At 57.5% G+C, this 19,809-nt stretch carries 23 protein-coding genes and 1 pseudogene; 15 read left to right on the forward strand and 9 right to left on the reverse strand.

Annotation, left to right across the window (positions count from 1 at the left end):
* Positions 1-382 precede the first annotated feature (382 nt).
* The 3 genes from HAT86_RS15270 to HAT86_RS15280 form a co-directional block, all read right to left on the reverse strand.
* Complete coding sequence (locus HAT86_RS15270; RefSeq protein WP_167199817.1) at positions 383-1,789, reverse strand: UvrD-helicase domain-containing protein; 1,407 nt, start codon at positions 1,787-1,789, stop codon at positions 383-385.
* Positions 1,776-3,506 (reverse strand): ATP-dependent nuclease, encoded by a 1,731-nt coding sequence (locus HAT86_RS15275; protein ID WP_167199820.1) that lies wholly within the window; start codon positions 3,504-3,506, stop codon positions 1,776-1,778. Before HAT86_RS15275 ends, HAT86_RS15270 begins: the two co-directional genes overlap by 14 nt.
* Before the next feature lie 244 nt (positions 3,507-3,750).
* Entirely contained in the window at positions 3,751-3,987 is a 237-nt protein-coding gene (locus HAT86_RS15280) for a WYL domain-containing protein (RefSeq protein WP_167199823.1), read from the reverse strand.
* 254 nt (positions 3,988-4,241) lie between these two features.
* On the opposite strand from HAT86_RS15280, the gene HAT86_RS15285 reads away from it, so the two are divergent.
* Positions 4,242-4,853, forward strand: coding sequence for a hypothetical protein (locus tag HAT86_RS15285; RefSeq protein ID WP_167199826.1), 612 nt, complete (start codon positions 4,242-4,244; stop codon positions 4,851-4,853).
* A gap of 5 nt (positions 4,854-4,858) precedes the next feature.
* On the opposite strand, the gene HAT86_RS15290 is transcribed toward HAT86_RS15285, so the two are convergent.
* Positions 4,859-6,154 (reverse strand): tyrosine-type recombinase/integrase, encoded by a 1,296-nt coding sequence (locus HAT86_RS15290; protein WP_167199829.1) that lies wholly within the window; start codon positions 6,152-6,154, stop codon positions 4,859-4,861.
* 548 nt (positions 6,155-6,702) lie between these two features.
* Between HAT86_RS15290 and HAT86_RS16920 the strand changes: the two genes are divergently transcribed.
* From HAT86_RS16920 to HAT86_RS15345, 12 genes are all read left to right on the forward strand, one after another.
* Positions 6,703-6,960, forward strand: a complete 258-nt coding sequence (locus tag HAT86_RS16920; protein ID WP_231125931.1) for a helix-turn-helix transcriptional regulator — start codon at positions 6,703-6,705, stop codon at positions 6,958-6,960.
* Positions 6,957-7,220, forward strand: a complete 264-nt coding sequence (locus tag HAT86_RS15295; protein WP_167199832.1) for a hypothetical protein — start codon at positions 6,957-6,959, stop codon at positions 7,218-7,220. The genes HAT86_RS16920 and HAT86_RS15295 overlap by 4 nt, the downstream gene beginning before the upstream one ends.
* Positions 7,217-7,612, forward strand: a complete 396-nt coding sequence (locus HAT86_RS15300) for a VRR-NUC domain-containing protein (protein WP_167199834.1) — start codon at positions 7,217-7,219, stop codon at positions 7,610-7,612. Before HAT86_RS15295 ends, HAT86_RS15300 begins: the two co-directional genes overlap by 4 nt.
* Positions 7,609-8,724, forward strand: coding sequence for a helix-turn-helix domain-containing protein (locus HAT86_RS15305; protein ID WP_167199837.1), 1,116 nt, complete (start codon positions 7,609-7,611; stop codon positions 8,722-8,724). Before HAT86_RS15300 ends, HAT86_RS15305 begins: the two co-directional genes overlap by 4 nt.
* An 89-nt stretch (positions 8,725-8,813) precedes the next feature.
* A complete protein-coding gene (locus HAT86_RS15310) occupies positions 8,814-9,440 on the forward strand; it encodes a hypothetical protein (protein WP_167199840.1) in 627 nt (208 codons plus the stop codon).
* 60 nt (positions 9,441-9,500) lie between these two features.
* Positions 9,501-9,914: an MbcA/ParS/Xre antitoxin family protein gene (locus HAT86_RS15315; protein WP_167199843.1), complete on the forward strand. Its 414-nt coding sequence runs from the start codon at positions 9,501-9,503 to the stop codon at positions 9,912-9,914.
* A complete protein-coding gene (locus tag HAT86_RS15320) occupies positions 9,911-10,615 on the forward strand; it encodes an RES family NAD+ phosphorylase (RefSeq protein WP_408015030.1) in 705 nt (234 codons plus the stop codon). The genes HAT86_RS15315 and HAT86_RS15320 overlap by 4 nt, the downstream gene beginning before the upstream one ends.
* A 179-nt stretch (positions 10,616-10,794) precedes the next feature.
* Positions 10,795-12,234 (forward strand): DUF6880 family protein, encoded by a 1,440-nt coding sequence (locus HAT86_RS15325; protein WP_167199846.1) that lies wholly within the window; start codon positions 10,795-10,797, stop codon positions 12,232-12,234.
* Positions 12,235-12,531: 297 nt separating this feature from the next.
* Positions 12,532-12,777, forward strand: a complete 246-nt coding sequence (locus HAT86_RS15330; RefSeq protein WP_167199851.1) for an AbrB/MazE/SpoVT family DNA-binding domain-containing protein — start codon at positions 12,532-12,534, stop codon at positions 12,775-12,777.
* Positions 12,774-13,181, forward strand: a complete 408-nt coding sequence (locus HAT86_RS15335) for a Fic family protein (protein WP_167199854.1) — start codon at positions 12,774-12,776, stop codon at positions 13,179-13,181. Before HAT86_RS15330 ends, HAT86_RS15335 begins: the two co-directional genes overlap by 4 nt.
* Before the next feature lie 515 nt (positions 13,182-13,696).
* On the forward strand, positions 13,697-14,959 hold the full coding sequence (locus HAT86_RS15340; protein WP_167199857.1) for a site-specific DNA-methyltransferase: 1,263 nt from the start codon (positions 13,697-13,699) through the stop codon (positions 14,957-14,959).
* Entirely contained in the window at positions 14,959-15,165 is a 207-nt protein-coding gene (locus HAT86_RS15345; RefSeq protein WP_456239023.1) for a DUF7220 family protein, read from the forward strand. Before HAT86_RS15340 ends, HAT86_RS15345 begins: the two co-directional genes overlap by 1 nt.
* A gap of 42 nt (positions 15,166-15,207) precedes the next feature.
* Here the strand turns inward: HAT86_RS15345 and HAT86_RS15350 are convergent, their stop codons facing one another.
* From HAT86_RS15350 to HAT86_RS15360, 3 genes are all read right to left on the reverse strand, one after another.
* The gene (locus HAT86_RS15350; RefSeq protein ID WP_167199860.1) at positions 15,208-15,744 is read right to left on the reverse strand and encodes a DUF3489 domain-containing protein; all 537 of its coding nucleotides are present in this window, start codon (positions 15,742-15,744) and stop codon (positions 15,208-15,210) included.
* Between the two features lie 35 nt (positions 15,745-15,779).
* Complete coding sequence (locus HAT86_RS15355) at positions 15,780-16,181, reverse strand: hypothetical protein (protein WP_167199863.1); 402 nt, start codon at positions 16,179-16,181, stop codon at positions 15,780-15,782.
* Positions 16,182-16,283: 102 nt separating this feature from the next.
* The gene (locus HAT86_RS15360; protein ID WP_231125932.1) at positions 16,284-16,481 is read right to left on the reverse strand and encodes a hypothetical protein; all 198 of its coding nucleotides are present in this window, start codon (positions 16,479-16,481) and stop codon (positions 16,284-16,286) included.
* Positions 16,482-16,788: 307 nt separating this feature from the next.
* On the opposite strand from HAT86_RS15360, the pseudogene HAT86_RS15365 reads away from it, so the two are divergent.
* Both HAT86_RS15365 and HAT86_RS15370 read left to right on the forward strand, forming a co-directional pair.
* A pseudogene (locus HAT86_RS15365) lies at positions 16,789-16,998 on the forward strand (transposase domain-containing protein); the annotation flags it as partial.
* Complete coding sequence (locus tag HAT86_RS15370; RefSeq protein ID WP_167199814.1) at positions 16,995-17,177, forward strand: hypothetical protein; 183 nt, start codon at positions 16,995-16,997, stop codon at positions 17,175-17,177. The pseudogene HAT86_RS15365 and the gene HAT86_RS15370, both read left to right, overlap by 4 nt.
* Positions 17,178-17,361: 184 nt before the next feature.
* Here the strand turns inward: HAT86_RS15370 and bchJ are convergent, their stop codons facing one another.
* Complete coding sequence (gene bchJ, locus HAT86_RS15375; protein WP_167199866.1) at positions 17,362-17,946, reverse strand: bacteriochlorophyll 4-vinyl reductase; 585 nt, start codon at positions 17,944-17,946, stop codon at positions 17,362-17,364.
* Between the two features lie 3 nt (positions 17,947-17,949).
* Entirely contained in the window at positions 17,950-19,611 is a 1,662-nt protein-coding gene (gene bchE, locus HAT86_RS15380; RefSeq protein WP_167199869.1) for a magnesium-protoporphyrin IX monomethyl ester anaerobic oxidative cyclase, read from the reverse strand.
* Positions 19,612-19,809 lie beyond the last annotated feature (198 nt).

Genomic DNA, 19,809 nt, shown 5'->3' on the forward strand with positions numbered 1-19,809 from the left:
GCTTAAGCGTTTGATTTATTTTGGAATAATTGGTTGCGGGAGTAGGATTTGAACCTACGACCTTCAGGTTATGAGCCCATTATCCAATTATTTCAATAACTTATAAAATCCAAACACTTAGCCGACAAGCCTTTGATACAACGACTTTTCTTGCCCAGCATTCGCCCGTATCCACTAATATTCAACCGCAAACCTGGTGCTAAGCGTGCATTCGCGGGTTGATGTGATGTTGACGTAGCCTCGACCTCAATCCTAATCAACCTCGATCGAAAACGGTCCAGAGCCGACCTCCGCCGACCGTTCGGATGCCGCACCGCAGCTCAACCAGACCAGCCTTTCGTGCAACGCGCAGCATTTTAAAGAAGCGAACTTTCCTGACGTGCTAAGTGGCTGGCAAATACTTAGATGTCGAGCATACAACAACTCTCTTCGCCCCTCTGGTGAGCGCAACATACAAGTTCTTGGCATTCATTTCATGTGTATCGACAATCACGGCCTGATCGGCTTCTAGCCCCTTTACCAAAAGCGTGCTGCCGACAGATTTTTTTCCTAGAGCACGGCTATGAAAGCGCCGTTCCTCTCGTGCCTTGAGCACCATGTCAGCAAAATCGTCTGCGCTTGTAGAAGCGTGCAGTGCTTTTAGAAGGTTTCTAAACACTTCTCCTCTAAAGGCTGACACACCGGACTGATTGCTCAGAGCTGACAAGAGGGCCGCTGCCTTTTGAGGGGTCTTATCCGAGTCGAAACTCAGTGCGGCCATTTCTTGAGCTGTGGCTGGCTTCCGGTTCGTACCTGCCTTGAGTGACACAATTCGCGTTATAATTTCGGTCGCGCTTATTCCGCGAAGAACGCTTGCGGCTTCATTGAGCAATTCTGCGGTGGCGTTGGGTGAGGAAAAATCGAAGCGTCGAGCAAAAGCAACCAAGTCCGTAAGATCCGCATTCTCTACCACCGACGCACCTTTGGTAAGCTGAGCGATTTGCTGTTGCCTCTGCCGGTTGCGGCTGCTGCAAATTATCAACGAGCTCTCGATGCTCATCGGCATACAATGTGTTGCGCCAAGAATTTTTTCAAAGTCCTGGTCTCCTGTGATAGGGACCCATTCCAACTCTGATGGAGCCGTAGTGAGGTCAATTTGGCCACCGCTCAGAAGTGTTGATCGCAAATCCAGTAGCCATTGGCCTAATGATCCTGCCCTGGCAAGGTTCCAGCGCCACGGTGTAGATAGCTCACTTACCAATGGGAAATCTCGAAGCACTTCAGCGTTCCAGTCTACCTGTGTGTCCCCAAAATCGAATATCCCTTGAAGGACATCGCCGAAAATGCAAGTCGGCAGCACTCTCGCAAGTTCACACACAATTCGGTGCTGTGCGCTCAGACAGTCTTGGTATTCATCGACTAGTAGCCGAGAGTAGTTTGCTGCAAGAAGGTTGTCGATATGACGTCCTTGCAGCAAACCGAGCGCAGCCTGCTTTATGGCTGGATAGTCAGTTCTTGGATTGGACAGCTCCAAAATGGATGGGTCTGCGGCGCTTCTTAGTGGAAACATGCCGACCAGTCTCATTGCCCACCCGTCGATGGTCGCGAGACGATAGCTAGATCGAGGAACATCGCCCTTGTCCAGCCTCTGTCGAAGCGCCGCAACCGCCGCATTCGTATGTGTCAAAACGAGGATTGGTTTCTCAGCCGTACAGCGCTTTAAAGTTTCCACAATTAGGTGGGTTTTTCCGCATCCAGCGGGAGCCTGTATGCATCCTCTTGATATTTGGAGAGGATCAGGTTCGGTCATTTTGACCCCAAGCCCAATTCATTAGATCTGTAGTGATTCCTGTTAAGCCAGCATCTAGCAGGGAGAAATTGGGAGCTAAAATACTCTTTGCTATGTGTTCGTATGGCGCAACCTTTTTGAACCAACCGGCTCCACTACGGGCTGCTTGCCCTAGTATGACTGCGGTTGCAGGTTGAAGTGTACCAGATTCTGCCCAAGCTTTTGCTTGAGCGAGATTGAATTGGTTTGTTGACGCGGTACAAATTTGCGCGTCAACCTTACCACCATTTGGCAACGAAACCGCATAATCCAACAATGCTGCAATTACCGGCCCAGCGGCACTCTGGAAAATCATATCTTCGAGAGCACATTGGTTCGGCCACTTGAATAACGTGCCCCCGCCATTAACAAAATTCTTTTCATCAGCGGCCTCTAGAGGCACGTCGCTATCCATGAAGATTGATACATTGTACCCAAGGCGAAGGAGCTCATTCGCTGGAGAAAGCACTTTCTTAGCTCCACCCCCGTCAACCAGCACAGTTCCTAGTGCGTCCATTGAGACGTTTCCACGTCCGCTACTATGCTGATCAAACCCTCTTATGAAGCCTATCTCAGATTTGCCTTCGCAAACGATTACTCGTTTCGCCAGAAATGCCTCCGGGTTACTTCTCAGCAAGCCCTGAGCACTCTCAGAAGCAGAATAGGCCTGGTGTTTTCCAGTGGTCTTGTCAACACGTAGCAACGTCAACTGGGTATGGTCTAGCTCTCTCAAAACAACTGGCGAATGTGTCGTTGCATAAACCTGTTGGTTGACCGACGTGTCCTTCGCACCCAGCGTGTTGAGCAGGCTTCGTATCCGATGCGGTTCCAGCCCCGTTTCCAACTCATCGACCAAGGCGATGCTGGCGGATGTTGCGACTTTTCTTGCCAAGCCGGCAATCAATATACGTTTTGACCCGGTACCCAAAGATGAAAGCGGTATGTTGTTCGCGTCATGCAGTGCAATCGCTCCCGTGCCAAACTTCACTGAGTTTGCATCGAGTAACGCGTGTACCGCCCCAGCCGTTGGTACGCCCAACTCATCTGCAGACTTCTTCACCGCATCGAGGCTGTCGGTCAGTTCCTTGTTTGCTGTACTGCCAAAGTCTGCACGGGCTTTTCGAGCAGCATCGGACAAATCCTCCGTTAGTGCCAGCTTCTCATCCGTTAGCCTTTCAAAGAGCGCACCACGTCGCCATGCGAGGTGCCAGTCGGGGTGATCTCCAAGTCGCAAAGGGGAGGAGGTTTGGCGATCCTCCCACCGTAGATTCCGCTCGATACCCTTAGCCTTCGCCCGCTTCGACAAAAGTGACCATTGTGGTTCTAGGTCTTTTTCAACCTTCAACCGGAGCACCAAAATTGTTTCTAATCCGTGGCCAGGCTCATCTTCAAATTTTCCTGTAGCGAGGTTGTACCCGCAAAAATAGTCGCCATAGGCATCCATTGAGAGAAGTGACGGTTCAAGAGCACCAAGTGCGACCAAGATCCTTATTGGTTTTCTGGTGTCGGTTTTATAAAAGTCGTAATCGGAAAACTGCGCGGAACGTCTCGCACCAAGACAGTAATCAATTGCATCCAACACAGTGGTCTTACCACTGTCTCCGACCCCAATCAGGCAATTCATGCCGTGGTTGGGCTTCCACGATAGCTCTTTTATCGATCTGAAGTTTTTAACGTTTAGATAGACAATGTTGGGCAAAATGTTGAGGTTCCCGAACCAGATTTTTCACAACCTAGCGGAGAAACCAAAGAAATATAAGACCTTATTTAATTCATGTGCTTACTGGTCGTGCGAATCAATTGAACGTCCGTTCTGTTCTATCCAGTGCGTAAATAGTTCTTGTGTATCGAAGGTCCGCTTCCCGCCCGTTATGTCGAGGCATACCATCACCTTAGCAGCAGCACCGGCATTTCCCCGCCTCGCACCTGTTGAAGAATGTCGATTAACTGAGGGGCTCCAATATCTCGACAGCATTCCCCCAAGACATCAGGTGCCATGCCATCTCGACCCAGCCGCTTGCCTTAAATTCCACGAGCAGGCTTCCATCGGCCATATCGGTCAGAACCTGCATTGGATGAAACACGCACTCGCGCGCCATACGTCGCGCGGTGCGCTCGTTCACAGTTAACTCGCTCATGATGTCGCGCAGGCTGATCCCACGATATCGCACCTTGGCCATTTCCGCGTGGCGCAGCAATTCCTAAGCTTGCACAAACGATATTGAATGGCTCCGCGACGTAAACGGCCGCCTTATGCCTCAAGCGGGTAAGATGCTGACTCTGAATACAAATTACCATGACCTCGTGATCGAGTCGCCTCAGCAAGTCGGAAGCCTTCCAAGCTTCGCTGCCGCGTCTCGAGGCACAGTCAAAATGCTGCTTTGCGTGGGCTTCACTCAGCAGGGCAGCCACCCAAATGAAAGGATCACTGACAATGGGACTTCCGCAACGCGTCTTCTACCATGTCCATGAAACAGCCGCACGATGGGGCTGTACGGTTTGTGATATTGCGGGCTGGACCACAATGGGAATGCTGAAGATCGTCACCGGCATACCACCGGTGCTTTGTGGTGAAGAAAGGGTTGCGGGCCTGATCAGCGTCGACCCGACGGACATCCTGCCCATGTTCAGACGCTACGGCACAGGACCACAGGAAGCCCGCGTTTTGCGCATCAAACAGCTTGGGGCACCGGATTGGCTTTATATCACGGCCCCCGAGGACGGCGTTCTCGTCTCGATCGGCGACATGATGATCCTGGGCCAAGATGTCCACAATTTCGAGATGACCAATGACCTGTTCGGGCGCGTTGCCGGTGGCGCTGGGCTCGACAATGGCGGTGATTACGACTGGGCCGGGATGAATGTCGAAATCACCCGCCGCGTCTTTGAGGAGGGATTGCCGAAGTCGCAGGGCGAATGGATCCGAGAGTTGCAGGACTGGTTCTCGTTGCGGTCGGAAGATGGCTCATTCCCTGATGAGAAAACCATTCGCCTGCGACTGGCGCCGGTCCTGAAGGCGCTGAAGTTCAAGCACCCGAAGCGTTGAGCAAGTTAGCGTTGGGGGCAAGGCGCGTCGGCAGGCTTTGACCCGTCATGCGCCTGCTCCTGTTGGGTGTTGTGCACAAGGCGCGGCTTTGGCTTGAATGCGCTGGCCACAGCACCCACTCCGGCGCGCAAGGGCGAGTCCATCAGATGCGCGTAGCGTTGCGTCGTCTGCATCTGGCTGTGCCCCAACAGCTTGCCAATCATCTCGAGCGACGCGCCTCCGCTGACCAGCAGCGAGGCGAAGGTATGGCGCAGGTCATGGATCCGTACATCTTCGATCCCGACCTCTTTCTGAATACGCGTCCAGAACCGGCGGATTTCCTGTACGGGCTGGCCTGGCACATCGCCGGGAAAGAGCCAGGGCGATCCTTTTACCACTGTGACACGCCGCTGGCGGACGATGGCAGCGGCCTCGTCGGAGATCGGCACACGGTGCACGCGGCGCTGCTTGGTCGTCGTGGCAGGCTTGGTCCAGCTCAGATGTTCGAGGTTGAAATTCTCAAAGCGCGCCTGCCGAACCTCGCCCACCCGTGCGCCTGTCAGCATACACAAACGAATGATGCCGGCCGCGCGGTCGTCCTGCGCCGCGTCGAGCGCCGTGGCGAGGCGTGAGATTTCGTCTTGGGACAGATAACGCTCGCGGGGTATCTCCATGCGGCGGCGGAAGCCCATGGCGGGGTTGTCATCGCGCCACCCCCATTTGACAGCATAGGCAAACATCTTGCGGATCACTTCGCCGACGCGGTTTGCACGCACCGGCGTGGGCTTGGCACCTTGCAGCTTTCGGGCGCGGTTGTTTGGCTTTTTCTTAGCCGGGCGTGCGCGCCCTTCGGCAATCTTGGTCAGGAGCACCTCAACATCATAGGCCGAGACCTCCGTGACCAGCATGTTGCCCCAGGCGGGATCGATGAACTTCTTCATCATGGAGCGCTGATCAGCCGCATTCACGGGTGCCAGATGCGGCAAATGCACCTCGACGTAGCGCTCGGTCAGGTCAGTGATGCGGGGCGCCTCACGGAGTGCGCCGCGTGCCGCCAGCGGGTCGCCACCTGCATCAATCTCGCGGCGCAATTCTTTCGCGCGTTGCCGCGCCGCCGTCACGCTCCATTCAGGCCAACGCCCAAAGGTCATCCGGCGCTGGCGTCCGGCGTAGCGATAGTCGAGGGTAAAGGCCCGGCCGCCGCCTCGATAAATACAGGCCGCGAACCCGCGCACTTCCGTGTCGAATATCTGATAGTCTCGCCCGTCTGCGGGAATGGCATCTCGCACGATCTTCTCGGTCAGCTTCTGTCTGTTTGGCATGTCCAATCCTTTCTCCTCGACCGTTCATCAGGCGTAGATCCTGACCTTTATCAAGCAAAGCATGCCGGCCGGGGTGGAAGGGTGGAACGGGGTGGCGTCGCGGAGACAGATCACGTCCACCCCCATGTTTTATTGACAATAACGCAATTGCAGAGCGCGCCGTGGTCGTGGTGCCAGAGACTGAGACCGCCAGGAACGGGCCATTTGTGCGTCCAGCCAAACATTATTCGGCTGCAGCAGCCGCACATCTTCAATGAAACAAGGGGGTGGAACGGGTTTTGCGGGGTTCCACCCCCGATTTGCACGCGAACGCGCGCGAATAAGGGGATTTACCCCAGAACACCGCTTAGGCCAGCAACAAGCGCACAATTGGAACTCTCCAACTCAAGTGGCTGATGGCGCGCAACACCCCAAAACATCAATAAAATATGGGGGTGGAACGGGTTTAGCGTTTCCATTCCACCCCGTTCCTCCCTTCCACCCTCACGTCTGTGCCTGAGTAGCCCTCGGAACTGGCCCGCATCGGGTCATCAAACTGGAGGGACATCATGCAATCGCACGAAAACGCCGAAACCATAGCAAAACCATCGGACGGCTTACTCGGCGGCTGGATCAGCCGGAGCGAGTTGGCGCTGCAACTGGGCGTGTCTGAGGACACCCTGCGACGCTGGGACGCCATGCGATCGGGCCCACCCTGTGTGCGTGCTGGGCGCAAGGTGTTCTACCGTCGCGCCACAGTCCTGGAATGGCTCGAAGATCAAGAGACCATTGGTCAGCGTCGTGGACGCCGAGGGGCACGCCGATGAGCATTCCCCTACCCTTCCGCAAGCCCAGTGCACGGGATCGCGCCCGCCAAGACTGGATCGAGGAGCGCCGGCGCGAAGCGCGCATGGTCGTGGCTGATGTGGCGCACCATTCTGATTATCTGGTGCGGCTGGCCTGCCATGTGCTGGTGCAACATGGTGAGACCTTCGAGGAGCGCGAGGACGCGCGCATTCTGCTGGTCGTGCTCGATGCCAAGACGCCCGGGCGTCTGCCCGCACCAGACCGGGAGGGGCGCACATGAAAAGACGCGGTACGCCTGAGGCAGACTTGCAGCGCGCCGTCGTGACCGCGCTCCGTTTCGCCCTCCCCAAGGGCGCCATCATCCATCACTGCGCCAATGAGGTGACCGAGGCGGGCCCGCGTGGGGCCAAGCGGCAAGCCATCCTCGTTGGCATGGGCGTCCATCCCGGCTTTGCCGATCTGATGGTACTTTGCGCTGGGCGCGTACTGTTCCTAGAGCTCAAATCCCTCAAGGGCCGGCTGAGCCCGTCGCAGAAGGCGTTTCGGGATGCTGCCCTCGCCCAGGGCTTCAACTGGGCACTGGTGCGCACTCTTGATGATGCGCTGGGCGCCTTGGCCGATCATGGGTTCACGACCCGTGTTGCTTCCCCAACTGGGAGGGTCGCGCCATGAGCCATGCCGCCACCAATTGGGCCATCCAGCAGCGCGGGCTGAAGCCCACGACAAAGATTGTGCTTTGGCATCTGTGTGACCGGTTCAACCCGGACTTCGGCTGCTTCCCAACACAGGAACGGCTCGCGCATGATTGCGAGATCGGGCGCGCGACGCTGAACCGCCATCTCGATGAGCTGGAGGCCGGCCGGTTGATCAAGCGCGTGCGCATCGTCGACACCAAGACCGGCCAGCAGCGGCCCACGCGGTATTTGTTGGGGTTCGAGTTCGACGATGGAAATGGTGCCCGACCGTCAAGCCCACGCCCTGATGGGAACACTGCTACGGGTGCAGGTGACACAGCCCCGCCCTGCCCCCCTGAGGACGCTTCAACCGCATTACAAAACACCACCAAAACTCCGTGTCTTGATTTGGGACACGGGCAAGACGCTGAAACGTCCTATGGCGACGAGGGTAAAACACTGTCAGTCCCTGCCACGCCGTGTCCCAAAACAGGACACGGGCCCGTGTCTCATTTTGGGCAAAACCCGTGTCTCAAAAATGGCGATTCCCGTGTCTCAAAATGGGACACTAACCCTGTAAGGGAACCTTTAAGTAAACCAGTAAAGGAGGAGGAGGACGCGCGAGCGCGCGAAACGGCTTTTGATGATTTTTTTGGAAAGCTGATCACGGCGCTGGGCTTCGATCCAGACGGGCCCCTTCCGGGCTGGTGGCAGGGCTGGCCGCCTCGGGAGCATGCTCAACGCTGGATCGATGACCTCGGGCTGACCGAGGCGGAAACCCTCGAGGCGGCCAAGGCGTCTCGACAGGAGCATCCCGAGCCTCCCGACGGGCCCAAGGCGCTGGATCGGGGCATGCAGCGCGCTGCCCGGCGCAAGGCGCAGCTCAAAGCAGCTTCGGATGTCTCAAAGGGCCAGGACGGCAAAGGGCGGCGGGGAAAGGCGGCTTCAGGGCCTGCGCCCAGCATCGATGAGCTCGCAGCCTTCTATGCAGACCGGGTGAAGGGCGATGGCTACTTGCCACCCAGCATGATCAGCACCGCCATGTGCCAAGCCATGCTGGAGCGCGGACTGGTGACCCATGACCAGCTGCGGATGCGGGGTGTGCTATGAGCAGAATTGATCGCAAGTTGCATACGCACCCGCTCGCCTCAACTCGCAAAGGCGGAACCCAATCACGTCACGGACGCCCAAAGCGCGTGATGACCGTGCAGCAGGCGTTGGAATGGGCCTTTCGCACCGAATGCGCTCAGCTGGAGCTGCCAGAACCGCCTGATCCCGAACGCGGCCAAGGGTTTGGGTTCGGCCTAGAATACGTGCTTATGCAGCGCGCCGCGCTGGGCTGCCAAATCGACGGCGGCCGGTACAAGATGGGCGACTACACCCATGAGGACGCAGAGGTGATCGCGGCCACTGTGGCCGGGATGCCAGATGATCTTGGCGGCAAGCGCACGGCAATACGCGTGGCCGAGCTCGCGCGCGCTGGGCTCACCCCGGACTGGATGCCGGGGGCGGTGCCGCGCTGTGTGCCGGTGGACATGAAGCGAAACCGGTATGGCGATCGTGCGGTGACCGAGGTGGTTGGGACCGAGCGCGTGCTGAGCCGCGGGAAGTGGCGGACGGTCGAGGTTAGGGCCTGTCCCGTTACTTACTCGCCCCATCCGGAGCAGATCGAGGCCGCGCGGCGGGCGTATGGCGAATGGTGGAAGGCGCTGGAATGGATACAACAGGGGCTACAGGTTGGAGAGATGCTACGCGAGATCGTGGTGGCTGAAGAGATGCCAAGGGCAACTCCTTGGGTGCCAACACCTGAGCAGGATAGCAGATGAGCAAGATGCTCATTTGCCATTTGGCACAAAAGATCTATATTAGCGCCAGAGGAGAAACCCATGCAATTCGCCACAGTTCAATCAATCACCGCACGCCCCGACCTTCCCGTCATCACTGACCAGGAAGCGGCGGCTTTGGCACGCACCACCGTCAACCTGTTCCGCGCCTGGGGCCTGACAGATAGCGAGGCGCGCGTTCTGCTGGGTGACATGGCTCAGCGAACCTGGGCACGATGGAAGACTGGCGACATTGGCCGGATCGACCGCGACCTGCGCGCCCGGATGGCGATCCTGATGGGCATTCACAAGGCGCTGCGTTATTTGTTTACAGAACCCTCCCGCGGTTATGCATGGGTCCGCAAGCCCAACGAGGCCTTCTACGGGCGCAGCGCATTGGACATCATGATGCGCGGTGAGATTACCGACCTGATCGATGTCCGGGCGTATCTTGATGCGGAACGGGGTGCCTGGTGAATGTGCCTGTCCGCCGCGTGACATGGTCACGCACTGTCCGCATCATCCGTTCCATATACCCACCCATCGATCTGTTCGAGGATATCGCCGACCCCGCGGATTGGGAGGCGCTGGCCTCGGCCGAGGCCAAATTTAACCCACGCCTCCGCGACAGCATCGGTGATCTTTCTCAAGTGCCAGTCGCGCGTCGTGTAAGCGGGCCAGGTGCCAGCTGGGTCATGGCGCCCTTCGTTCATTGCTCGCCCCTGAGGCCGGGCCGGTTCTCGGACGGCAGCTATGGCCTTTACTATGCAGGCGACCGTACCGAAGTGGCCATCGCCGAGACAATCCACCACCACGCTCGCTTCATGCGCACGACGAACGAGGCCCCCGGCTGGACGTCGCAATTCCGAGAACTAATCGGGTCCGTCGACACTGATCTGGACGACGCCACCGGCCAGCCCGATCTGCTGGACCCTGATCACTACCACGCCTCACAGGTTTTCGGGGCGGAACGGCGCGCGGCGGGATCGAATGGCATCACCTGGCCCAGCATCCGCCATCCTGAGGGCCAGTGCATCGCCGTCTTCTGGCCCGACGTGATCCCAATCCCAACACAGGGCGCACATTATGCATATCACTGGAATGGTGCGAGCGTTGACTACATCAAGACCTTGGAGACAGGCGAAGTTAAGCGTGTAACTCAAAATGGCTTGGGCTAACCTAAATTCTCATACGATAGGCCACCGACAGATATGGGCGGCCGAATTGACCAAGTCGATTTGGTAAGCTTATTGATGGCGCGCGGACTCAACCCGTGATCATTTAAAACACGGACGCCCGCTCCTCGTTGTGCCGGCAGTTTAGAAATATCAACGCTTGAAGAGGCGAGCCTGCATAGATGCCGAAGAAATCACTGAACAAGAAAAACCTTGTAGCCCTCGGGGCCGATACGCTGGCCGACCTGTTGCTTGACGCGGTGCAGGGCGATGCAGCTCGGAAGCGGCAGGTGCGGCGAGTGTTGTCAGCGGATCAGACCCCGCAAGAAGCCGCATCGGACATCCGCAAGCGGTTCGCATCGCTGCGCCGGGCGACGAGTTTCATCAGCAGGAAGGCGCAGCGAAGCCTTGCCAAGGAGTTGAATGATATCATCGCGCTGGTCGAGACCCAGATCGCGCCGGAGGAGCCCAACCTCGCATTCGACCTTCTCTGGTCACTTCTGGCCCTTTCTCCCAGCCTTCAGGAGCGCACAGACGACAGCAATGGCACCATCGGCAGCGTGATGCATTTCGCGATGAACGCCATTGAAAAACTTGCGCCAAAGTTGACTGTCAACTCCGACACTCTGGCAGATCAGGTCTTTGAGGCGCTTCTCGACAACGGCTATGGCGAGTATGACAACGCGATCAAGGCTCTAGCTCCGGCCATGGGCAATGACGGCCTCAGTCGCATGAAGTCCCGCGCGAATGCCTTCATGAACGCGCCAGTGACCGCCGAAGAGCGCGTGCGCTACGATGGCATCTATGGCATCCGCCAGTCGGTCGACGAGATCGCACGCGACAGCCGCAAGCGCACGCTTGAGAGGATGCTGCAGGATATCGCAGATTGTCAGGGCGATGTGGATGGATGGCTCGCCAAGTACACCGCCGAGCAACTGACATTCCACATTATCGCCCCCAAAGCGGCGCAACGACTTCTGGAAGCCGGGCGCGCAGACGACGCACTGATCGTCATCAAGAATTGCCTCGCAAAACAGGACGCCCGGGACAATTGGTTCGACAAACCGGAGCTGGACACAGCTCATTTTGCCTGCCTTGAAGCACTTGGGCGTGAGGACGAATTAAAGGCCGCGCTCTGGGACAGATTCGAGCGGCGTATGTGCAGCGAAACACTGCGGCGATATCTGACGCTTCTGCCCGATTTTGAAGATGAAGAAGCACTGGATCAGGCGAAAGCCAAAGTATTGAGGCATTCCGAACCCTACAGGGCGCTGGGCTTTTGTCTCGATTGGCCAGACATAGAGCTTGCCAGCAGACTGGTTCTCGCTCGCGGCGATGAATTCGACGGAAACGTATATGAAATGCTGACCCCGGCTGCAGAACGGCTGTCAGAAAATCATCCTCTCACCGCCGTTTTGCTCTGGCGCTCCATGATTACATTCGCCCTCGATGAAGCGCGTTCCAAACGCTATGGGCACGCGGCCCGCCACCTGACCTCTTGTGCCGCTGCTGACACACTGATCACCGATTATGGAAATTACCCAGACCATGAGGCGTTCCTCAATGATTTACGTACGCGACACGGCCGTAAAACCAGCTTTTGGAACAGATTCAATGATTAAGTCGGCGCTACGCGTCAAATCGTATTTTGGTTACACATGAGGCTGCCCTCAATTCTTTTGGCCGTCACTTCCACCGGCGACAGAGCCTGCCAACTGGGACAGAAACAGCCTGCAGGTTAGGGCAATGCTACGCGAGTTAGAGGTGCTGGAAGGAATGCCTAGGGTCAACCATGGACAAAAACACCAGCGCAGAAAGCCTGATGTACACTGACCGGGCCGCATTGACTTCCGTCGAATGAATGTATAAACGCAATGTATAAACAATCCAAATGAACAAGCAAAGAGCAAGCGAGCGCCATGGTGACCACAACCAACAAAATTAAGAAGATCGGAAACGGCCACTTCATACCCCTGTCGGCGGCAACTATGGACGCTTTGCAACTGCGCGCAGGGCAACAGGTTACACTTTCGACGGATAATGGCACATTAATCGTGCGTACCGTCGATGATGATTACGCCAAAACGCGCGAGGCAGCTGCTAAGGTCACCCAACGATATAGGCGTACCCTCGTTAAGCTTGGTCGCGAAGGCGAAACGGCGTGATCGCAGCAGGCAACGGGTACGCTTGGCCCAATGCCGATGCGATTTTGGACGAGACTTCAGCCTTCATGGAGACCATGGGGCATCGAATGGTCTTGAACGACCGTAATGCATTTGAAGCAGGCCTCGAACGGGCCAGCGCAGCCGCTGAATACCAGCCTGAAGCTAAGTTAGCCTATCTCGCCGCCTTGATGTACGATGGCATTGCGACGCGGCACGCGTTGATGGATGGGAATAAAAGGGCGGGTGCAATCGCCGCTTTAACCTTCATTGTAGTGAACGGGTCATTCCTGGATGTTTCCGAAAATGAACTCGAAGCCAAGTTACGAGCCCGTGTTGCGGGCCAGCTCAGCATCAACGACTTGGCGGGGTATTTCGAAGCCAATATCTATCCTGATATTGAGTGATTCAAACGGCAAAGCGTAGAGAGCGAGCAAGTTGAACCTTAGCGCTGTCAGCCAATCTCGCCAGCCAGCCCCCTCCCACGGTTCCTCCGCGGCCCTGTTCGTATACGGGGGGGCTTAGCGCGCAAGTTTCCTAGCGACTTGGATTTTCACCGGGGAATCCACCTTGAAGCCAACCTTAAAGGCTCCAGACAAAATACATCGAAATAACAAACGCTTGCACGTGCGTTAGAGATCCTGAAGGTGGATTTTACTATTTTAGTCAAGAATCCACCTAAGCCAGTTTTGGATCCACGGAATCCAGCTGGTAGCCACCGATCAAAAATGTGATTCCGATTCACATTTTGGATTGACATTTCTAGCCCCCTTGACGTACCCCTTGATCATCGAAGAATTGCGCTCGGAGGACACCCCTCGCGAGCGCTTGTGTTTTTCTGACATCGCGATCGTTGACGGGCCCATATCTTGGGGGCTTGGTTTCAACATGCGTCGCCCCTGCCCCGTGAGTTGCCCACCCCATGGATCTTGTATTTTCGCCGGGCCAGATCGAGCTCTGGCCGATCGAACAGCTGCGCCCTTATGCCAAGAACGCCAAAATCCACGGAGAGGCCCAGGTTGCGAAAATTGCCGCCAGCATGGCGAAGTTCGGCTGGACGGTGCCATGCTTGGTGGCAGACGACGGCGAGTTGATCGCCGGCCACGGGCGTGTGCTGGCTGCGGGCGCGCTGGGCCTGACCGAGGCCCCTGTCATCCGGCTCGGCCATCTCGATGAAGCAGAGCGGCGCGCCTACCGGATCGCCGATAACAAGCTGACCGAGCTCGGCGAATGGGACGAGGCGATGCTACGCGACGAGATCGCGGGGCTCTTAGCGGAAGACTTCGACCTCGATCTCTTGGGCTTCTCGGATGAAGATCTGGATGCCCTGCTGCAGGATCCAGGGAAGGTGGACGAAGATGGCGCCGTCGATGGTGAAGACGATATCCCTGAGCCCCCGGCCACGCCGGTGTCGCTAACCGGTGATCTTTGGCAGCTCGGGCCGCATCGGCTGATCTGCGGGGACAGCACCAGCGCCGATGTGGTTGGGCGCCTTTTGGGGAGCGTTACACCGCTCCTGATGGTGACCGACCCGCCCTACGGCGTCGAATATGATCCCTCCTGGCGCAATCAGGCTGGCGCTGCGAAGACCAAGCGCACCGGCAAGGTGCTGAACGATGACCGTGCGGACTGGCGCGAGGCCTGGTCACTCTTTCCTGGCGATGTTGCCTACATCTGGCATGGCGCGCTGCATGCGGCGACTGTGGCCGATAGCTTGGTGGGCGCGGGTTTCGCCATCAGGTCGCAGATCATCTGGGCCAAAGACAGGCTGGTGCTCAGCCGAGGGGATTATCACTGGCAGCATGAGCCCTGCTGGTATGCCGTGCGCGCCAAAGGCAAAGGCCATTGGGCCGGCGATCGCAAGCAGACCACACTCTGGCAGATCGCGAACAAGGATCAGGATGCCGAAACCGTGCACGGCACGCAAAAGCCCGTCGAATGCATGCGCCGCCCTATTCTGAACAACTCGAGCCCCGGCCAGGCGGTTTTCGAGCCCTTCATGGGATCGGGCACGACGCTCATTGCAGCCGAGACCACGGGGCGTACCTGCTACGGTGTGGAATTAAATCCGGTTTACGTTGATGTGGCCATCGAACGCTGGCAGGCCTTCACCGGTGAAGACGCCGTGTTGGCGGACAGCGGCGAGAGCTTCTCTGCGCTCAAATCCAAGCGGGTTGCAGCCTGATGCAATCGCGCCGCCGTTCACTGATCGAGGCAATCACCAATGTCGTGGTCGGCTATGCGCTGGCCGTGGTGACGCAAATCGTAGTGTTTCCTTGGTTCGGGCTGCAAGTCAGCCTTGGCGACAACCTTGCGATTGGCGCCCTGTTCGTGACGATATCGCTTGTCCGCAGCTATGCCCTGCGCCGGGTGTTCGAACGCTGGCGGTAAGTTTGCAGATCAAGCCGCGTCGAGCTTGTAAACAGTCCCCCGCTAGGGGTGTTTCTCGGACGTGATTGGCAGGCCCAGCTTCTTTTTGAGCGCGCCTGAAATCACACCTCTGGCCGTATGCGCTTGCCATGACGTGGCCTCGACGATCTCAGAAGTCGAGGCACCTTCAGGTCGCTGCAGCATTTCGATCAACAGGGCTTGCTTGGTGCCTTGTCGGATGGACGCCAGCTTCAGACCGGGAGTGTCGTCCGCCGCGACGCCAGCGGCCTTCTCCGCCGGCGCTGCCTTGCGGACATTGCTGACCGTGCTCGCCACAACAGGGTCGATGCCGATGGCCTCAAGCCCCGCCTCGGTGGCGATCAGCGTGGTGCCATGACCATCGCCGGTCTCGCGCCAGAGCGGCTCATTGCGGCGGAGGTTGGCCTCGACCTCTTCGAGCCAGCCGCGCTCGATCATCTTGGTGACGGTCATCTTGGCCGCAGCTCCAGAAAGCCCATCAGGCAGCGGCATGGCCAAGTTTCCGGGGCGGCTCGCTGCGCGCGTGAGGATGATGGTTTGGGTATCGGTAATCTTGGGCATGGGAGCCTCCGTAAGTTTGGGGTGATAATCTTGGGTCAGTCGGCATCTTCCATCGCTGCCGTGATCGCAAAATGCTGCACCCAGCCGGTGAGGTAAGGCAGGCCTGCAGGGATCCCTTCCTCACGCTGGGTGCGGCGGCTGATGCGCCAGTCCTGCCATTTGGCAATGGCGGCGGTGATCGCAGCCACGCTGTCGCAAGCACCGCTCTGCAAGGCATCCACCACATCATCGGCGAAATGCCGGCCCATCCGGCTATCGAGAAAGGCGCGGATGCCGATCATCTCGTCTTCGCTGTCACCGTGGGTTGCTTCCGCGATAAGGCTAAAGGCCAGGGCCCAGACCTCCGCGCTTGGGCGGTCGCGGCGCAGGCAATTGGTCACCGTGCCAAAGAAGCCGAAGGTTTCGTTTTGGCTGGGCAGCGTGATGAGGTTGGTCATGGCGTGGGCCTTTCAGGTGAGTTGCATCGTTTTGGTACGATCACAATCGCTCTGTGACGCCGATTAGCGTAGTAAAATCGCAGCAATTTCATTGCTTTATGATCACTGCATGGAGTCTGTCACATCGATCCAGATTCCATCCTGCCAGACATAGAGATGGCAAAGCTCGCAGGTGGGGCGCGCCAGGATCCGGGGCGGCCGCGGCGGCTCGAAACAGTCCAGCGCGTCGGGCCTGACCTGACGGATTTCCCGGGCAGCCAGAATGTCCTCGGGCGTCCAAGCGGCCAATGCGGGCAGCATTTGCGCCGGGTAGCCGTCAAAATGGACGTAAACGTGTGCCCATTCTTCGGGCCCGGTCTGGATAGCGATCTGTGCGCGGGTGCTCTCGTCGTCCGCGAAATCCCAGTCTCGCGCGCCACAGAATGGATGCTGCGCCCATCCCCCAAGATCCAGCCTCAGATCTTCATTGCCGTTTCCATAAGTAACACCTGCTCTTCCTCCGTGCCCAAAGCACACGGATGTTAACAATGCAGGTGGGTCAGTTTTAGATGATCATAACCCACCAAAGTGGGTCACTTTTGCATGCTGATTCACACCTCTGCATAAAAGAAAGTCGTGGCTCTTCGCGGGTTCCGAGCGCGGCGGTGAGCGAGCGGCCGCCATGTATACCCTCATCGTCACGGCCAAAATGAATGACATCGACCCACAGGCCTGGCTTGCCGATGTCCTCGCCCGACTGCCCGATATGCCCGTCTCGCGCATCCATGAGCTTCTGCCCTGGAATTGGAAGTCCCGGCCCCTCGCTGAGGCGGCATGATCATGCAGCTCAACAAGGTGTATTCCGTCAAGACCATCGACCGCGTTGCAGCCGAACTGGGCGAAACCGTCGATCGGATCTTCGATCTCGCCATCGATATGGAAACCGAAGATGGTGTGATCTGGGTCTACGGCCCGGGCGACGACAGCGTCATCGCCTTCACTCGGTTCGGGATCTAAAACCTGCAAGAGCTCATCGAAATGGACCGTGAGCACGCGCATTGACCTCGCTGTGGCCTACGCCGGATGCTTACGATATGGATGCGTGAAATGAAGCTACTGGTCTGCGGTAGTCCGGGGTATTTCACACCCGAATGGAAGTCAGGACGGACCGTCTGACGCCATAAACGCGCGACAGGTCTTCTCATCTATCACGGTGAAAAACGAACCGGCATATCCGCCCAGATTGAGCGCAACATGCGCGATGTTCGACCACAAGTCGTGGACTGACCAATCGGTGAAAAAGCGTTTCAAAGACGGCGCAGTGCCACGCGCAGCCCGTCACAGCAAGGGGATTGTCGTGGATTGTAAGTTCCATAGGGTCTGCCGGGTGGTGGGTGACATCCGCACTGCCGGCAAATGTCCAGGAATGATGGCAGATCGCCTTGAGCAGCATCAGGCCGGAAAGGCGGACGGGCAAGGCTCGCAAAATCCATTGCGCCAGTCGCGGTATACGGTGTGCGAGGATATATTCCCCGGTTCTGCGCCCTGACTCGTGGGCGATTTCAAGGGCAAGGCCGGGCGGTAGGTCGCGCGCGATGGTGGCATGCAGGCGCGCGGCCTGACTTGCGGGCACCATATCTTGCGGTGGGTGCTCAAGCAGCCCAAGCAGCCCCGCACCTTCAAATACACGCTCGACCGTATCCTGACCGCCCAAGGCGCGCAGGGCTTCGGCGCTTTGCAAAATGGCGTTGGGCCCGACGCGATTGATGCCCTTGAGGTGGCCCATGCCCTACTCCGCCGGGGCTTTATACTCCAATTGCTGATCGCCACCACCGCAGGCGCGCGTTTCAGCTTGAAGCGCGGCGATGCGGGCCTTCTCGGCCTTAACCTGCGCGCGAACGCTGGCTTTGCGCTCGGCGGCTTTGGCCTTACGGTCGGCCATCGCCTCCCAATCGGCCATCTGCGCATCGGCGATCTCGCGGCTATTGTCAAAGTGGAAATCCACCTTGTCTTTGGATTGCGGCCCCCAGTAGCCCACTTTTCCTAGGTCATAGAACGTCCGCGCAAAGCCTGCCTTGGCAAAGGCACGCAAGCAGCCCAGCAGGTATTTGCGCCGAAAGCCACGCCCGCGCCAAGGGTAATGGAACAGCGCCTTTATCATGTAGAAGCGCCGATAATTGTGCATCACGCGATCCAAAAGCGTGGCGCGATCCATGGCGTCAGGCTTCATGATCGGGGTTACGAAATTGTATCTCTCGAAATCGAACACCTCGACCTTATCGCGCAATTCCTGGAAAAGCGGCGTAAAAGGCCAAGGGGTATACATTGTCCAATTTGCCAAATCCGGGTTCCAATCGCGGGCGTAACGATAGGTTTCTTCCAAGGTCTCCTCGGTCTCGTTTTCAAGGCCGACAATGAACTGTGCCTCGGTAAAGATATCGGCCTCGCGCAGAAGGCGGATCGCCTCCTTGTTTTCCTCAACCTTGGTTTCCTTGTTGAACCGGTCCAGCTTGAGTTGTGCGGCCGCCTCGGTGCCAAGGCTGATATGGACAAGGCCCGCCTTCCGCCAAAGCGGCAGCATGTTCTTGTCGCGCTGGATGTCGGTCACGCGGGTGTTGATCCCCCATTTTACCCGGTCGGGCAGGCCCCGGCGGATCAACTCCTCGCAGAATTCTGTGAATTTCTTTTTGTTGATTGTGGGCTCCTCGTCGGCAAGGATGAAAAAGCCGACGCCATGAGTTTCCACCAGATCCTCGATTTCGTCGACCACCTTTTGCGGGTCGCGAACGCGATAGTCGCGCCAGAATTTCCACTGCGAACAGAATGAGCAGGTAAACGGGCAGCCGCGCGCAAGGCTGGGAATGGCCAACCGCGTATTGAGTGGAATGTAGATGTATTTTTCCCAATCAAGGATCGACCAATCGGGAACGATTCCGTCCAGATCCTTTACCGTTGGCGCCGCCGGAGTGGCCACGATTTCAGATTCATCTGTATAGGCGATGCCTTTGATTTTCTTGCGCTGTGTCTGCCAACGGCCATCTTCCACGGCGCGGACGAAATCAAGAAAGACCTCTTCGCCCTCACCGCGCACGATAGCATCGATATGCGGCGCTTCACTTAAGACTTGCTTGAACATGAAGGTGGCATGAACCCCGCCCAAAACGCTGATCGCCTTTGGCGCGGCTTGCTTGGCAAGCTCCAGCGCGCGTTCTGCCTTGTAGATCGAGGGGGTGATAGAGGTCGCGCCAACGATATCGGGTTTAAGCGCCTTGATACGCGCGAAAAGCTCCTCCTCGCCGATGTCGTGGGTCATCGCATCAATGAAATGAATGTCGGTGTATCCCGCCGCCTTGAGCGGGCCGGCAAGATAGGCCGCCCATGCAGGAGGCCAGTTGCCCGCGATTTCGGCACCGCCGGAGTGATAGTTCGGGTGTATCAGGACAAGTCGCATGGTGCCTCCTTTGGATGCCACCAACGTGACACAAATATTGTCCATTTTAATTGACACACATCAAAGTTGCAAAAATTGACACCCCTGCCGGTCAGGCAAATATCTGCTCTGCGTGCTGCTCTAGAGCGTGTCGCGTTTAATCGGTTTTGTATCCTGCTGCCTTGAAGAAGTTGTAGCATTCCTCGTCGGTGAAGAGGT

This window comes from Roseovarius gahaiensis, from assembly GCF_011601345.1.
In the GTDB taxonomy this organism is placed as follows: Bacteria; Pseudomonadota; Alphaproteobacteria; order Rhodobacterales; family Rhodobacteraceae; genus Roseovarius; species Roseovarius gahaiensis.